This window comes from Streptomyces syringium (genome assembly GCF_017876625.1).
GTDB classification, from domain to species: domain Bacteria; phylum Actinomycetota; class Actinomycetes; order Streptomycetales; family Streptomycetaceae; genus Streptomyces; species Streptomyces syringius.
In genome coordinates this window covers 5,851,160-5,866,820 of sequence record NZ_JAGIOH010000001.1, presented here as the reverse complement: position 1 = coordinate 5,866,820, position 15,661 = coordinate 5,851,160, and the positions used below count along the sequence as shown (strand labels likewise).

Below are 15,661 nucleotides of genomic sequence, written 5' to 3'. Positions count from 1 at the left end.
CCAAATCTTCGCACGGGCCGAACGAGTGACCCGCCCGTGTGGGTGTCCTACCCGGAAGAGCGGCCTCTTCCGCCTAGTCTTCCGGGCATGGCTGCGGCGCAGGGACACCTCTCGGACGGTCCGGACGACGCGGGCGGGGAGGGCTCCCCGTCCGTCTTCCGGCAGGCGGTCGCCGGGCTGCAAGGAGTGCGCCTGCGGCCGGAGATCGAACTCGACGCCACCCCGCCGCCCCAGCGGCTGGCCCCCTTCTCGTACGCGCTGGAGGCGGCCGTCGTCGTGGACGACGAGGAGCTGGCGGACGGGCGGCTGATCCTGCTGCACGATCCGGCGGGGCACGACGCCTGGGGCGGTACGTTCCGGATGGTGACGCTCGTGCACGCCGATCTGGAGCCGGAGATGGCCGCGGACCCGCTGCTGCCGGAGGTCTGCTGGTCCTGGCTGACGGGCGCGCTGGAGGCCCGCCGGGTGCCGTACGGCGCGCCGAGCGGCACGGTGACCCGGGCCGGGTCGCACTACTTCGGCGGGCTCGCGGAGCGGGAGCCGTCGACGCGGATCGAGATCCGGGCGTCGTGGTCGCCGACGGACACCAGCGGCCCGGGGGGCGTGCCGCAGGCGCCGGACACCGCGGCGCACCTCGCGGCCTGGTGCGATCTGCTCTGTCAGATCGCGGGACTGCCGCCGGGCGGGCCGCCGGACGCGGGGGTCGTGACGCTTCCGCAGCGGCGCGGTCCGCAGAGTCGTTGATCGGTCAGCCGTCCGAATTGCCCGAATTGTTACTCATCAATTCGTGATCATTCCCTAAAGCCGGGACGGTTGGGTGCCGAAGAGGCTTGTGACCCTTCCCATACGGATCGCCCCGGCTTAGCCCCAAGTCGGCACCGTCACCGCCACTCCCCCTGGAGGCCTGGTGTCCGTTCTCCTCGAGCAACCTGCGAGCCTCGCCTATCGACCGACCAAGCCGACGGCCATGGTCGTCGTCGCCGACCCCCGCGTCCGTTCCACCGTCACCCGTCATCTGTGGGCCCTGGGCGTGCGGGATGTGATCGAGGCCTCGTCCATCGCGGAAGCCCGCCCCCGGGTCGGCAGCCCGCGCGACATCTGCGTGGCCGACGTCCACCTCCCCGACGGGTCCGGCCTCACCCTGCTCTCCGAGACCCGCGCGGCGGGCTGGCCCAACGGCCTCGCCCTGTCCGCCGCGGACGACATCGGCGCCGTGCGCAACGCCCTCGCGGGCGGCGTCAAGGGTTACGTCGTCACCGGCACCCGCACCAACCTCGGCCTTCCCGGCCGCCCCGGTGCCGCCCCCATCGGCTCCGCCGCCGCGGCCCGGATGCACCGCCGCCCGCCGGGCGCGCCCGGCCACCCCGGCGGCTACCGCGAGCTGTCCGGCCGCGAGGTCGAGGTCCTGCGCCTGGTGGCGGAAGGCCAGTCCAACAAGGCGATCGGCGTCTCGATGGGCCTGTCCGCCCTCACCGTCAAGAGCCACCTCGCCCGCATCGCACGCAAGCTCGGCACCGGCGACCGGGCCGGAATGGTGGCCGTCGCGCTGCGCACCGGCATCATCCACTGACCCCGCGAAAACGCACCACGCCCGTCGGCGGAACGTTCCGTCGACGGGCGCTTGCCATACACAGATACCCTTGACCGGTGACCGACGCCCAAGAGACCGCAGAAGACACGACACTGCGAACCACCGGGGGCGCTCCCCCGGACGACGTCGATTCGGCGCCGATCCCCTTGCTGGAACCACGCGAAGGCATCCCGCCGGTCGTCGCTGACAACGATGCCCTGGCCGAGGTCGTCGCGGCGTTCGCAGCAGGCACGGGGCCCGTCGCCGTCGACGCCGAGCGCGCCTCCGGCTACCGCTACGGCCAGCGCGCCTACCTCGTACAGCTGCGCCGTGAGGGCGCCGGCTCCGCACTGATCGACCCGGTCGGCTGCCCCGACCTCTCCTCCCTCGGCGAGGCCGTCGCCGACGCCGAGTGGGTGCTGCACGCCGCCACCCAGGACCTGCCCTGTCTGCGCGAGATAGGGATGACGCCGTCGCGGCTCTTCGACACGGAGCTCGCGGGACGGCTCGCGGGGTTCGCGCGTGTCGGGCTCGGTGCGATGGTCGAGAACGTCCTCGGCTACGCCCTGGAGAAGGGCCACTCCGCCGTCGACTGGTCCACCCGCCCGCTGCCCGACCCGTGGCTGCGCTACGCGGCGCTCGACGTCGAGCTGCTCGTGGACCTGCGCGACGCGCTGGAGGAGGAGCTGGACCGGCAGGGCAAGCTGGAGTGGGCCCGCCAGGAGTTCGCGGCCATCGCCGCGGCCCCGCCCGCCCCGCCCCGCAAGGACCCCTGGCGCCGCACGTCCGGCATGCACAAGGTGCGCAGGCGCCGGCAGATGGCCGTGGTCCGTGAGCTGTGGACCGCGCGCGACCAGGTGGCACAGCGCCGCGACGTCTCGCCGGGCAAGGTGCTCAGCGACGCCGCGATCATCGAGGCCGCCCTCAACGTGCCGGCGAACGCCCACGCGCTCGCGGCCCTGACCGGCTTCGGCCACCGCATGAGCCGCAAGCAGCTCGAGCAGTGGCAGGCCGCCGTCGACCGCGCCAAGGCGATCCCCGACGCGGAACTGCCGCAGCCCGGCCAGCCCCTGACGGGCCCGCCGCCGCCGCGCGCGTGGGCGGACAAGGACCCGGTCGCCGCGGCGCGGCTGTCGACGGCCCGCGCGGCGGTCTCGGCCCTGGCCGAGCGGTTGACGATGCCGCAGGAGAACCTGATCACTCCGGACACGGTCCGCCGGCTGTGCTGGGAGCCCCCGAAGGAGCCGACGCCGGAGGCCGTGGCCGAGATCCTCACCGCCCACGGCGCCCGCCCCTGGCAGATCGAACAGGTGACCCCGGTCCTGGTGACGGCGCTGAGCTCAGCCACAACCAGCCCGTCCGGCGATTGAGGACGCGCCCGCAGGGCGCCCGCCGCCGCAGGCGGCACGGACCACCCGCAGTCGAAGGGCCCCTGCCCTGCCATTTCGGCAGGGCAGGGGCCCTTTCGCACGGGCCCGTACCCCCTGCGCCCGCCGCAGGGCACGCCCCACGGAATGTGACCTTCGACGCTCCCGCCCGGGGGACTGGGCAGCATGGTTACCCGCAAGTAGCATGACGGTGTCAGCCCGCACCGCGGCGGAGCCGTACCGGCGTGCCCGCGCGCAGCGATCCCGCATCTGGAGGAGAGCCAACGTGCCTCGTACCGCTAGGGACGTCGTTTTCGTCGACGGCGTCCGCACCCCGTTCGGCAAGGCGGGCCCGAAGGGCATCTACCACGAGACCCGCGCCGACGACATGGTCGTCAAGTGCATCCGGGAGCTGCTGCGCCGCAACCCCGGCCTGGACCCGGCCCGTATCGACGAGGTCGCCCTCGCCGCGACGACGCAGATCGGCGACCAGGGCCTGACCCTCGGCCGCACCGCCGGCATCCTCGCGGGCCTCCCGCAGTCCGTGCCCGGCTACTCCATCGACCGCATGTGCGCCGGTGCGATGACCGCCGTGACCGCCGTGGCCGGCGGGCTCTCCTTCGGTGCGTACGACATCGCCGTCGCGGGCGGCGTCGAGCACATGGGCCGTCACCCCATGGGCGAGGGCGTGGACCCGAACCCGCGCTTCGTGTCGGAGAAGCTGGTCGACGAGTCCGCCCTCTTCATGGGCATGACCGCCGAGAACCTGCACGACCGGCTGCCGCACATCACCAAGCAGCGCGCCGACGAGTACGCGGTCCGCAGCCAGGAGAAGGCCGCGAAGGCGTACGCCGACGGCAAGATCCAGGCCGACCTGGTACCGATCTCCGTCCGCCGCACCAACGCGGAGGCCGGCGAGACCGGTTGGGGCCTGGCCACCGCCGACGAGCCGATGCGCCCGGGCACCACGCTGGCGAACCTTGCGGGTCTCAAGACCCCCTTCCGCCCGCACGGCCGGGTCACCGCGGGCAACGCCGCCGGTCTCAACGATGGCGCCACCGCCTCGCTGATCGCCGCCGAGGACGTGGCGCGCGAGCTGGGCCTGCCGGTCAAGATGCGCCTGGTGAGCTACGCCTTCGCGGGCGTCGAGCCCGAGGTCATGGGCATCGGCCCGGTCCCGGCGACCGAGAAGGCCCTCGCCAAGGCGGGCCTGACGATCGACGACATCGGTCTCTTCGAGGTCAACGAGGCCTTCGCGGTGCAGGTGCTCTCGCTCCTGGACCACTACGGCATCGCGGACGACGACCCGCGCGTCAACCAGTACGGCGGCGCGATCGCCTTCGGCCACCCGCTGGCCTCGTCGGGCGTGCGCCTGATGACGCAGCTGGCGCGGCAGTTCGAGGAGCAGCCGCACGTCCGCTACGGCCTCACGACCATGTGTGTCGGCTTCGGCATGGGCGGAACGGTCATCTGGGAGAACCCGCACTTCGACGGAGGCAACAAGTGAGCACCACTGAACTCCTGAAGGGCGCGGCCGAGCTGTTCCCGGGCGAGGTCGTGACCCAGGCGCACGTGCGCCACCTCGACCTGCCCTTCGGTGCCGGGCGCTTCGCGCTCGTCACGCTGGACAACGGCCTGGACCACACCAAGCCGACCACCTTCGGTCCGCAGTCGCTCACGAACCTGAACGCGGCGATCGACCAGCTCGAGGCGGAGGCCGCGGCCGGCGAGATCGTCGGTGCCGGTCTGACCGGCAAGCCGTTCATCTTCGCGGTCGGCGCCGACCTCAAGGGCGTCGAGCTGCTGAAGCGCCACGAGGACGCGCTGGCCATCGGTAAGGGCGGCCACGACGTCTTCAAGCGACTGTCGCAGCTGGCCGTGCCGACCTTCGCGTACTACAACGGTGCCGCGATGGGCGGCGGCGTCGAGGTCGGTCTGCACTGCACGTACCGCACGGTCTCCAAGGCGATCCCCGCCTTCTCGCTGCCCGAGGTCTTCCTCGGTCTGGTCCCCGGCTGGGGCGGCTGCGCGCTGCTGCCGAACCTGATCGGCGCGGACCGCGCGGTCTCGGTGATCATCGAGAACTCGCTCAACCAGAACAAGCAGCTGCGCGGCAAGCAGGTCTTCGACCTCGGCATCGCGGACGCCCTGTTCGAGGGTGCGGACTTCCTGGAGCAGTCGCTGCTGTGGACCGCTTCGGTCCTCAAGGGCGACACCGAGGTCGTCCGGGCCGAGATCGACCGCGGTGAGGCCTGGGACCAGGCCGTCGCCCGCGGCAAGGCCATCGCCGACTCCAAGGTGCACGGCGCGGCCCCGGCCGCGTACCGCGCGCTGGAGATCATCGCCGCGGCGAAGAACGGCGACCTGCGCGCCGGCTTCGACGCCGAGGACCAGGCGCTGGCCGACCTGATCATGGGTGGCGAGCTGCGCGGCGGCATCTACGCCTTCAACCTGGTGCAGAAGCGCGCCAAGCGCCCGGCGGGTGCCCCGGACAAGTCGCTGGCCCGCCCGGTCACCAAGGTGGGCGTCGTCGGCGCCGGCCTGATGGCCTCTCAGCTCGCGCTGCTCTTCGCGCGCCGCCTCGAGGTGCCGGTCGTGCTGACCGACATCGACCAGGAGCGCGTCGACAAGGGCGTGGGCTACGTCCACGGCGAGATCGACAAACTGCTGCTCAAGGGCCGCGTCAACCAGGACAAGGCCAACCGCCTCAAGGGCCTGGTCTCCGGCTCGCTCGACAAGGCCGCCGCCTTCGGCGACGCGGACTTCGTCATCGAGGCCGTCTTCGAGGAGATGGGCGTCAAGCAGCAGGTGTTCGCCGAGGTCGAGGCGGTCGTTCCGGCCCACGCGATCCTGGCCACCAACACCTCCTCGCTGTCGGTCTCCGAGATGGCGTCGAAGCTCAAGAACCCCGAGCGGGTCGTGGGCTTCCACTTCTTCAACCCGGTCGCGATCCTCCCGCTGCTGGAGATCGTCCGCGGCGAGCAGACCGACGACGCGTCGCTGGCCACCGCCTTCGGCGTGGCCAAGAAGCTGAAGAAGACCGCGGTGCTGGTGAAGGACGCCCCGGCGTTCGTCGTCAACCGCATCCTCACCCGCTTCATGGGCGAGATCCAGAACGTCATCGACGAGGGCACCCCGGTGGCCACCGCCGAGAAGGCCGTCGAGCCGCTCGGGCTGCCGATGTCCCCGCTGGTGCTCCTGGAGCTGGTCGGCCCGGCCATCGGTCTGCACGTCTCCGAGACCCTGAACCGCGCCTTCCCGGACCGGTTCACCGTCTCGCCGAACCTGGCCGCCGTGGTCAAGGCCGGCAAGCGCGGCTTCTACGTCTACGACTCCGGCAAGCCGGAGCTGGACCCCGAGGTCGCGGCGCTGCTGAAGCAGGGCGATGTCGTCCTGACCGAGGAGCAGGTGCGCGACCGGGTGCTGGACGCCGTGGCGCAGGAGATCGGCCTCATGCTGGACGAGGGCGTCGTCGCCGAGGCGCAGGACATCGACCTGTGCCTGATCACCGGCGCGGGCTGGCCCTTCCACCTGGGCGGCATCACCCCGTACCTGGACCGTGAGGGCGTCTCCGAGCGGGCCGCCGGCCGGCGGTTCCTGCCGCAGGGTGTGGCGAGCGTTCCGGCGTAACGCGCCGGATGGGTGGTGAAGGGGCCTTGAGGGCCCCGGATCCGCCGAGCTGAGTTCTTGAGCGCCGGACGGGCTGGTCAGCCCGTCCGGCGCTTCGGCGTTACCGGCGGCCGGTGCTCGGGCCTGTCCGGCGGATGTCGCGGGCTCCCGACTCCCGGCACGCGCGCTCGCCGCGTTGTCGAAAGTCACCCGGGCATGCCCGGCACGAGGGCGACCCTCCGCCTTGCGACGCTCCCCCGGCTACCGCCGGGAGGTGCCCCGACGCCGTCGCTGATCCCCGAACATCCGCCGGGACAGGCCCTGTCACCGGCGGCCCGTGCTCCAGCGCTTGGTGACCTCGGTCATGGCCCGGACCGCCTGGGCGAGGAGCCGGTCGTCGTCGCGTACCCGGCGGCTGTGCTCGACGTGCAGGAAGGGGACGTCGACCGCGTCCGCGTGGTCGCCCTCGACGTTGGTGCGGCCCTCCAGCCGGCCGCAGTCGCGCTGCCACACCTCGCACGTGTGCAGGCGCAGCTTGCGCAGCGCGTTGGACAGCCGGCGGGCGGCGGGCAGTCCCGCGTCGCCCTTGCCGGGCGAGACGACGACGTCGTTGCCGGGAGAGCTGCTGTCGGCGAAGCCGTGCACCTGGATGGCGGGCAGCCGGCGGTCGGCGAGGGTGTCGGAGACGGCGGCGAAGACCGAGTCCGAGCGGTGGGCGACGTCCGCCGCGTCCTCTTCCTCCCGCTCGTCGCCGTCCGCCCCGGCGTTGCGGTGCGCGCCGGCGAGGACGAGCACGCCGCCGGGGGAACTGCGCAGCAGGCCGATGCCGAGCTGTTCGGTGCGCTGGTCGGCGGTCGGGTGCGGGACCTGGACCGACCAGCGGGCCGGGCCGCGCAGGTCCACATAGACCCGGCCCCAGCCGCGCCGGGCCTCGCCGTCCTTGGTGGCGTCGGCGATCTCCGCGACCTCCATGCCGCCGTCGCGGTCGACGAGGGTGCGCAGGGTGTAGCCGACGGCGGACAGCGAGCGTTCGGCCTCCGGCTGCTTCCCGTCGAGGACGAGCCGGACGCCGTCGGCTATCGCGTGGCGCTCGTTCGCGGTGGGGACGCGGTAGCCGCCGCTCTGTGTGATGCGGTCGGTGAAGCCCGTGATCCACTGCCTGAGGTCGACGGAGCCGCCGGGTTCGGCGGATTCGACGGGCCGGCCGCCCTGGTGCGGGCGGGGGGACTTCGATGTGCTCGAGCAGCCGGTCAGCCCGATCAGCGCCACCGCGCCGAGCAGCGCGGATGCCGTCACGGCGCTGGTGATTTCCGGCTTGAGCCTCATGTTGGTAAAAATACCCCGGTGAAGCGCTCTCGCCGTATCGCCCTCGTCCTGGCCGCCACGGCCGTCGTCGGAGCCTCGACCGCAGGCTACCTCTACACCCGCGAGGACGCCGCACCGGCCGGTGACGCTTCCTTCACGCTGGCCGCGGGCGGTGACATTCTCATTCACCCGGAGATCACCGACCAGGCGAACAAGGACGCGAAGGACAAGGGCGGTCAGGGGCCCGACTTCAGCGCCGTGATGGCCGGGATCAAGCCGGTGGTGAGCCAGGCGGATCTCGCGGTCTGCCACATGGAGACCGTCATGGCGGACCCCAAGGGCCCGTTCCTCGGCTACCGGAAGTTCAGCGTGCCGCCGCAGATCGCGGCCACCCTGAAGGACATCGGCTACGACACCTGCTCGACGGCGTCCAACCACACGCTCGACCACGGCCCGGAGGCCGTGAAGCGGACCCTGGACACGCTGGACAAGGCGGGGATCAAGCACACCGGCTCGGCGCGCGACGCCAAGGAGGCGGCCACCCCTCTCGTCATGGACGTCAAGGGGGTGAAGGTCGCGCAGCTGTCCTACTCCTACGGCTTCAACGACACGACCGTGCCGAAGGACAAGCCGTGGCTGGTCAACGCCGTGGACGTGAAGCGGATGGCCAAGGACGAGAAGGCCGCCCGCGCCGCGGGCGCGGAGGTCGTCTTCGCCAGCATCCACTGGGGCCGCGAGGGGCACAACGAGGCCAGCAAGAGCCAGCTGCGCCAGGCCGAGCTGATAGCCAAGAAGACCGGGATCGACCTGGTCATCGGTCACCACGCGCACGTCGTGCAGCCCTTCGAGAAGGTGCGCGGCAGGTGGGTCGCGTACGGCCTGGGCAATCAGGTGGCCCGGCACGCCAAGCCGCTCGGCATCACCGAGGAGGGCGCGATGGGCCGCTTCACCTTCACCCGGAACAACGGCAAGTGGTCGGTGACGGACGCCCGGTACGTGCCGACGCTGGTGGAGCTGGAGCCGAAGATCCGGGTGGTGGACGTCGCGGCGGCCCTGAAGGACGGCGGCAAGGGGCTGTCGGACGACCAGAAGGCGCGCTATCGGACGGCATACGAGCGGACGCGCGGGATCGTGCTGAACCGGGGCGGCGAGAAGGACGGGCTGCAGCCCCTCGCCGTTCAGGAAAAGCCCTGACCAGAGCCGGTGCGCCGGCAGCGTGATCAAGATCCCATTGACGCGCTTGGGCATTGCGTCGACACTTACGGTTTTGGTAAAGCGTTCGAATCTTGCTTAGAATCCGAACGCTTCACCGTACATATACGCAGTGCGACGGACAGTGACAGGTATCTCGTGGTCCCGGCATGTCCTGTGCCGTGACGAGAGGAATACCGTTGTCCGCTTCGCGCGGCTCACGTCGACGCAAGGCCCGCCGCCGGGCGGACATGCCGCTGCTGGGCGGCGCCCGCCCGCCGATAGCCGCCCTGCTGGGCCTGTTGCTGGCGGTGGCCGGGGCGACGGCACTGGTCCTCGGCGACCGTGACCGGGCGAGCCTCGACGCGGCGGTCCTGACCTCCCAGCAGCACGTGGCCGAGGACGGCGCCCTCTCGCTGCGCGCCTCGCTCGACGAGAGCGCGACGGACCTCCAGCGCGCCGCCGCCCTGTTCACCGGCCCCGAGCCGGTACCGGCCGACACGGTCCTGGACAAGCTCGGCAAGGTCTACAACAAGTGGCGCGGCACCGCGGTCATCGACCCCGTGGGCGGCACCCTGCTGGCGGCGCGCGGTGAGAACATCCCGCTCGCCACCGTCCTCAAGGGCAGCATCCCGGACGCCAAGGGCGACGACAAGGACGGCAAGACGGCGTTCGGTCTGGGGCCGCGGCTGGTGAAGCTGCGGTCCGGCGAGACCCGGATGCTCGTCGTGGCGGCCCTGCGCGGCGGCGACCGGCCGCGACTGCTCGTCGCCTCCGGCACCCTGAACGTCCCCGGCATCTCCTCCGGCGAGGACCGCACCCTTCTCGTCGTCGACTCCGCCGGTACCGTCCTGGCCAGCGACGGCCCGTCGGTCGCCCGTAAGTCCTGGGCCCAGAAGGCCCGCAAGACCGCGGCCGACGACTCGGCCAAGACCCCCGAGCCCGGTGGCCACCCCGGCGCCAGCGGCCACCTGATGGGCGGCGGCAAGCGCGGCGAGGAGCGCACAGCCGTGGGCTACGCGGCGGCCGGCCGCGCCCCCGGCGAGACCAGCGCCGCGGGCGCCCTCGGTCTGTCGGTGATCACCTCGGTCGAGGTGACCGAGGACATCTCGGCGGTGCGCACCCAGGCCTTCGGGCTGGCGGCGGCGGGCATCCTGCTCGCCCTGGCCCTCGTGGTGGGCTGGGTGCTGCTGCGGACCGTCCAACGCCCCCTGCTCCAGCTCTACCTGGAGAGCCGCCGGCTCAGCCGTGGCGAGCTGGACCGCCCGGTACGCCAGTTCCGGGGCCGGGAGCCGGCCCGCATCGGCGCCGCCCTGGAGAGCCTGCGCAAGCAGCGCCTCGGCGGCCGTCCCACCCGCACCGGCCGGGCCCGCGGCGGCTTCGGCACGCGCGGCACCGTCATCGTGTGCGCCGCGGTCCTGCTCGCCTGGTCGGCGCCGCTGCTGTTCCTGCTCAACCGGGCCGGCAGCACCGTGACCGTGCCCCAGCAGCTCGTCGAGGACCAGCGCCGCCGCACCGACACCGCCGCCGACCGGGTGCGCAAGGCGCTCAACGAGGGCTGGGCCGACGTGGCCTCGGTCGCGCAGATCGTCGGCGCGGGCGGCGGCAAGGACGGTGCGGACAAGAACGTCCTGGAGACGACCCTGCGCGAGCACAGCCGCTACCGCTCGGTCTACGTCCTCGACGGCGACGGCAAGGTCCTCTCCCGGGCCGGTGACTCCCCCCGGCACCCGGGCGGGAAGAAGCCGCACCCGGACTCCGTCGTCCAGCTGAACACCTCCGGCAAGGAGCCGGCCGTCGCGGCCTACGCGGCGGTGCCCGGCGGCAACGGCCGCACGGTGGTCGGCGAGTACGACACCCAGTTCCTGATCTCCCTGGTCACCCGGCCCGGCCTCGGCCAGGTCTGGCTGGTCGACAAGAAGCACCGGATCATCGCGGCCGACCGGGCGCACGGCTACCGCGCCTTCGCCAAGCTGCCCGGCCGTCACCTCAACGACCTGGCCGTCTCCGCCCGCCGCGACTCCGACGGCACCGCCATCCTGCACCGCTCGCGGAACTCCTCCATCGCCGCCGCCGCGCCCTTCGGCGACAACGGCGCGACGAAGGGACTGGACTGGCAGGTCATCAGTGCCCAGCCCGCCGCCTGGCTGGAGCTGCCCGAGTACACGGCCGAGCGGCACACCATGCTCGCCGGACTGCTCGGCGTGACCGCGGCCGTGGCCTGCCTGGGCTGGCTGCACATCATCGTCATCCGCCCCCTGCGCAACCTCGCCGACCAGGCCGAGGCGCTGGCCGGCGGTGACCGGAAGACCGTCCTGTTCCCCCAGCACCACGACGAGGTCGGCGCGGTCGTACGGAACCTGGAACTCATCCGCCAGCAGCTGCGCCCCGCCACCGGGGCGGCGGCCAAGCCGGCCGGAAGGAACTGACCGCCGTGCTCTTCCTCTACACGGTTCTCGTGATCTGCTGCGCCATCGTGCTGATCGCCGGGGTGATCGAACAGCGCCGCCACTACACCAACCTGGAGCTCATCCCCACCCGGGTGCTCATCAACGGCATCCGCGGCAAGAGCTCCATCACCCGGCTGTGCGCGGGCGCGCTGCGCGGCGGTGATCTGGTCACGGTCGCCAAGACCACCGGCACCGCCGCCCGCTTCATCCACCCGGACGCCACCGAGGAGCCGGTCTACCGCAAGTTCGGCATCGCCAACGTCGTCGAGCAGATCGGCATCGTGCGGCGCGCCGCCGCGTACCGCCCGCACGCCCTGGTGATCGAGTGCATGGCCGTCATGCCGGCGCTCCAGGAGGTCAACCAGACCAAGCTGATCCGCTCCACGATCGGTGTGCTGTGCAACGTCCGTGAGGACCACCTCGCCGAGATGGGCCCGACCCTGGACGACGTGGCCCGCTCGCTCAGCCGCTCCATGCCGCACAACGGCATCTGCGTGACGGCCGAGGTCGACCGGCTGCACATCCTCCAGGAGGAGGCCGACAAGCGGAACTGCCGGCTGATCGCGGTGGACCCGGAGACGGTCACCGACGCGGAGCTGCGCGGCTTCAGCTGGTTCACCTTCAAGGAGAACGTCGCCATCGCGCTGGCCGTCGCCGAGCTGCTCGGCGTCGAGCGCGCCACCGCCCTGCAGGGCATGTACGACGCGCCGCCGGACCCCGGTGTGCTGTCCGTGGAGCGCTACCTCACCCCCGAGGGCATGCCGTTCCGCTTCGCCAACATCTTCGCGGCCAACGACCCCGAGTCGACGCTGATGAACGTCGAGCAGCTGCTCAGCCTCGGCGCCATCGAGCGGCCGCTGCACGTCCTGATCAACTGCCGCCCCGACCGTGTGGAGCGCAACGGGCAGATGGGCGAGATCATCCCCCGGCTGGCCCCGGACTCGGTCTTCCTCATCGGCCACCCCACCAAGAGCGCCGCCGACGCGATTCCCGCCGAGTGGCGCGACCGTGTCGTCGACCTCGGCGGCGACCGCCGCGACCCCGGCGAGCTCACCTCCGAGATCCTCGGCCGGCTGGGCCCGGGCGCCTCGCTGATCGCCATCGGCAACATCCACGGCCAGGGCGAGCTGCTCCTGGAGCGGCTGGCAGAACTGCCCGCAGACGAACCCTCGCAGACGCAGAGCACAGGAGAATTCCGTTGATCCCCGCCGTCCTCACTCCGGAGATCGCCGCCATCGGGATCGCCCTCGGGCTGCTGTTCTCGCTGGTCTGCTACCTCACGACCAACCTCTCCCCCGGCGGCATGATCACCCCCGGCTGGCTGGCGCTCACCCTGGTCGAGGACCTCCAGCGCGCGGCCATGGTGGTCGGCATCACCGTCCTGACCTACCTGTCCACGCTGCTGCTCCAGCGCTATGTGATCCTCTACGGCAAGCGGCTGTTCGCAGCCGTCGTGCTGACCGGCGTGGTGCTCCAGGCGACCTTGTACGTCATCCTCCAGCAGCAGTTCCCGCTGATGTACGCCAACCAGACCCTCGGCTTCATCGTCCCCGGCCTGATCGCCTACCAGCTGGTCCGCCAGCCGCGCGGCGCGACGCTGCTGGCCACCGGAACCGTCTCGCTCGCCAACTACGTCGTCCTGACCGCCGGAATCCTGCTCGGCTTCATGCCCACGGCCTGACCGGCCCGGGGCGCCGCCGCCGGCGCCTCCCCCAGACTCTCCCGCCCCTTTCGACACGCAGCCCACGGAGCGCATCCATGTCCCGGAAGAAGGAACGTAAGACGAAGGGCCCGAGCGCCACGGGCGGGCCCGCGGGCCCGCGTTCGAGGAACGTGGTCCACACGCTGGTCGTGCTCGGTCTGCTCGGCACCAGCGCGTACCTGACCGTGGAGCTGCGCGAGAAGCAGCCCGAGACGGCCCCGCCCGTGGAGTCCATAGCCGGGGCCACCACGGCGGCCGGCGGCGCCAAGCCCGCCTCCGGCGAGCAGCGCTTCGAGCGGCTGGCCAACCCGGCGCGCACGGTCGTGCGCTCCGGCGACGGCGGTGTGCTGGCCACCTTCACGGACAACGCCCGCACCGCGGTCCTCACCGGCCCCAGCCGGACCTTCGCCGAGCCCAAGTTCACCTCGGCGAAGGTGACCACGGACAGCTGGATCCGCCTCCTGCCGCAGCCGTGGAAGGAGGGCTCGGAGAAGGCCGCCTGGTTCAAGGACTGGTTCGGCAAGATGGCGAGCAGCAAGGAACCGGACATCTTCGCCATCTCCATGGAGTACCTGGACGGCGCCCCGCAGAAGAAGGACGCGCAGGGCGTGCCGTACACGGGCGACGCGCACTTCGGCCCGCTGAACCCGAAGGGCGCGGAAGGCGCGGACCTGCGTCTGGAGCAGTCGGACTTCAACGACTACCTGGGCATCACCTACACCTTCCGGGACGGCACGGTGGAGCGCCCGGAGCCCCTGCGGTTCCGCTCGATCGACTGCTCGGGCTACATCCGCACGATCTTCGGGTACCGCGCGCGGTACCCGCTGATGAGCAAGGACGTCAAGGGCGACGGCCTGCCGCGCACCGCCAACGGCATGGCCCGGCTCTCCCCGGGGGTGCCGGTGATCGAGCTGGGGGACAAGCGCCCCGACAACATCGACCGGCTCCAGCCGGGCGACCTGGTGTTCTTCAAGGTCGACCGCCGCACGGGCGAGCGGCTCGACCACGTCGGCATGTACATGGGCCTGGACACCGACGGCAAGCCCCGCTTCATCTCCAGCCGGGAAGAGGCCAACGGCCCGACGTTCGGCGACAAGGGCGGCACCGCCCGTCTGGACGGCAACGGCTACTACGCGGCGGGACTGCGCAGCGCGAAGCGGCTCTGAGAGCCGGTTCGCCGGACGGGCTCATTTTGAGCCCGTCCGGCGATTGAGGACGCGCCCGCAGGGCGCCCGCCGCCGCAGGCGGCAAGACGGCCCGCAGCCAGGCAGGACACCGCAGGGCGCCTGCCGCCGCGAAAGACCGGCCGACCAGGCCTACGGCCTCACACCCGGTCCCAGGCCCCCAGGGCCAACCCGGCTTCGTCCATCCGCTGACGGGCGACGCGCAGCCGGCCGTCGGTGCCGAGGGCGGCGAGCACCACCCGGCCGTGGGCGTCGAGGGCGAGCGCGGGCGCGCCCACGCACTCCTCACCGGTCTCGGACCAGAAGACGTCCGCCTGCTCGTCGTCGGCGGGGTACGCGGCGAGGGCGGGCAGCCCGGACGCGGCCCGCTGGGCCAGGACCGTGCAGCCGTGGCCGTCGACGGTGGCGCGCAGCGCCGCGACCGGGCCGGAGCCGGTGCCGCCGGAGACGGTGGGGCAGGGGGTGTCGAGGCCCTCCTCGCCGCCGGTGCTCGCGGAGCCCTCGGAGCGGTGGGCGTGCAGCGCCGAGTCCGTCGCGTCCCGCCAGAAGTGGGTGATCCGGTCGTCGCCGGTGGGGGCCGAGCTGGAGGAGCCGGCCATGGGCTTCGCGGGGAGGTTGAGGATCCGCCGCAGCGGGCCGCCGGCCTCCTCCTGCCGCCAGCGCACCACGAACTCCGCGGCGGGGGCGAGGAGTTCGATCCGTCCGGCGTCGGTCCGGGCCGCCGTCAGCTCGTCGAGGACGTGGCTGCCCTTCATGTCCGTCCAGGCCTGCCAGATGCCCCGGCCGTCCTGGCGCCGTCCGCACACCCCGTCGCCGGCGTTGCGCACGAAGACGTGCAGGCCGACCGAGTCGACGACCGCGGTGGGGACACCGATCTGGTCCGCCCGCTGCGCGTCCTGGCCGTAGGGCGTGCCGATCGAGCGCCAGGGCGTCAGCGCCCGGCCGGACTGGAACTGGGTCGCGTAGACGACGTCGGTCTCGGTGCGGCCGTCGTCCAGCTCGCGCCGTCGCAGGCCGACGAGGTAGACGTAGCCGGCGGCGCTCTGGGTGAGGGAGAGGTACGGCTCCAGGCCCGGCACGGTCAGCAGCTCCGGACCGGTCCACTCCGGCCCGCCGGGCCGGGTCTCGGTCCAGCGCGCGAGGCCGCCCGCGGTCGGCGCGTAGGCCGTCAGCCGCCCGTCCGCACCCCGCAGCAGCCAGCCGGTGGTCGGGGTGGCCGTCCGCACTGCCATGACTCGCTGCCAGCCTCTCTGGTCGTCATCCGGGGAGTCGGCGTCGGGGCC

At 72.3% G+C, this 15,661-nt stretch carries 12 protein-coding genes; 10 read left to right on the top strand and 2 right to left on the bottom strand.

Features of this window, described 5'->3' with window-relative positions:
• Nucleotides 1–87: 87 nt before the first annotated feature.
• The 5 genes from JO379_RS26130 to JO379_RS26110 all read left to right on the top strand — a co-directional run bounded on the left by JO379_RS26130 (nucleotide 88) and on the right by JO379_RS26110 (nucleotide 6,567).
• Nucleotides 88–744 (top strand): DUF3000 domain-containing protein, encoded by a 657-nt coding sequence (locus tag JO379_RS26130; RefSeq protein ID WP_130881700.1) that lies wholly within the window; start codon nucleotides 88–90, stop codon nucleotides 742–744.
• A 163-nt stretch (nucleotides 745–907) separates the two neighbouring features.
• The gene (locus tag JO379_RS26125; protein ID WP_130881701.1) at nucleotides 908–1,570 is read left to right on the top strand and encodes a response regulator transcription factor; all 663 of its coding nucleotides are present in this window, start codon (nucleotides 908–910) and stop codon (nucleotides 1,568–1,570) included.
• Nucleotides 1,571–1,647: 77 nt separating this feature from the next.
• Nucleotides 1,648–2,940: an HRDC domain-containing protein gene (locus JO379_RS26120; RefSeq protein ID WP_130881702.1), complete on the top strand. Its 1,293-nt coding sequence runs from the start codon at nucleotides 1,648–1,650 to the stop codon at nucleotides 2,938–2,940.
• Between the two features lie 283 nt (nucleotides 2,941–3,223).
• Entirely contained in the window at nucleotides 3,224–4,444 is a 1,221-nt protein-coding gene (locus JO379_RS26115; protein WP_130881703.1) for a thiolase family protein, read from the top strand.
• Nucleotides 4,441–6,567: a 3-hydroxyacyl-CoA dehydrogenase NAD-binding domain-containing protein gene (locus JO379_RS26110; RefSeq protein ID WP_130881704.1), complete on the top strand. Its 2,127-nt coding sequence runs from the start codon at nucleotides 4,441–4,443 to the stop codon at nucleotides 6,565–6,567. Before JO379_RS26115 ends, JO379_RS26110 begins: the two co-directional genes overlap by 4 nt.
• A gap of 303 nt (nucleotides 6,568–6,870) precedes the next feature.
• On the opposite strand, the gene JO379_RS26105 is transcribed toward JO379_RS26110, so the two are convergent.
• Nucleotides 6,871–7,872, bottom strand: a complete 1,002-nt coding sequence (locus JO379_RS26105) for a hypothetical protein (RefSeq protein WP_209517194.1) — start codon at nucleotides 7,870–7,872, stop codon at nucleotides 6,871–6,873.
• Nucleotides 7,873–7,890: 18 nt separating this feature from the next.
• Between JO379_RS26105 and JO379_RS26100 the strand changes: the two genes are divergently transcribed.
• The 5 genes from JO379_RS26100 to JO379_RS26080 all read left to right on the top strand — a co-directional run bounded on the left by JO379_RS26100 (nucleotide 7,891) and on the right by JO379_RS26080 (nucleotide 14,360).
• Entirely contained in the window at nucleotides 7,891–9,045 is a 1,155-nt protein-coding gene (locus JO379_RS26100) for a CapA family protein (RefSeq protein ID WP_307842140.1), read from the top strand.
• 197 nt (nucleotides 9,046–9,242) lie between these two features.
• Entirely contained in the window at nucleotides 9,243–11,471 is a 2,229-nt protein-coding gene (locus JO379_RS33755) for a cache domain-containing protein (protein WP_281066621.1), read from the top strand.
• A 5-nt stretch (nucleotides 11,472–11,476) separates the two neighbouring features.
• The gene (pgsB, locus tag JO379_RS26090; protein WP_209517193.1) at nucleotides 11,477–12,694 is read left to right on the top strand and encodes a poly-gamma-glutamate synthase PgsB; all 1,218 of its coding nucleotides are present in this window, start codon (nucleotides 11,477–11,479) and stop codon (nucleotides 12,692–12,694) included.
• Nucleotides 12,691–13,173 carry a poly-gamma-glutamate biosynthesis protein PgsC/CapC gene (locus JO379_RS26085; protein ID WP_130881708.1) on the top strand — a complete coding sequence of 161 codons (483 nt, stop codon included), beginning with the start codon at nucleotides 12,691–12,693 and terminating at the stop codon, nucleotides 13,171–13,173. The genes pgsB and JO379_RS26085 overlap by 4 nt, the downstream gene beginning before the upstream one ends.
• 77 nt (nucleotides 13,174–13,250) lie before the next feature.
• A complete protein-coding gene (locus JO379_RS26080) occupies nucleotides 13,251–14,360 on the top strand; it encodes an NlpC/P60 family protein (RefSeq protein ID WP_130881709.1) in 1,110 nt (369 codons plus the stop codon).
• Between the two features lie 158 nt (nucleotides 14,361–14,518).
• On the opposite strand, the gene JO379_RS26075 is transcribed toward JO379_RS26080, so the two are convergent.
• Complete coding sequence (locus tag JO379_RS26075; RefSeq protein WP_130881710.1) at nucleotides 14,519–15,610, bottom strand: PLL family lectin; 1,092 nt, start codon at nucleotides 15,608–15,610, stop codon at nucleotides 14,519–14,521.
• Between the last annotated feature and the right edge of the window lie 51 nt (nucleotides 15,611–15,661).

Coding starts and splice junctions, on each gene's coding strand:
- JO379_RS26130 (WP_130881700.1), top strand. CDS start 88: ATGGCTGCGGCGCAGGGACACCTCTCGGACGGTCCGGACGACGCGGGC.
- JO379_RS26105 (WP_209517194.1), bottom strand. CDS start 7,872: ATGAGGCTCAAGCCGGAAATCACCAGCGCCGTGACGGCATCCGCGCTG.
- JO379_RS26080 (WP_130881709.1), top strand. CDS start 13,251: ATGTCCCGGAAGAAGGAACGTAAGACGAAGGGCCCGAGCGCCACGGGC.
- JO379_RS26075 (WP_130881710.1), bottom strand. CDS start 15,610: ATGGCAGTGCGGACGGCCACCCCGACCACCGGCTGGCTGCTGCGGGGT.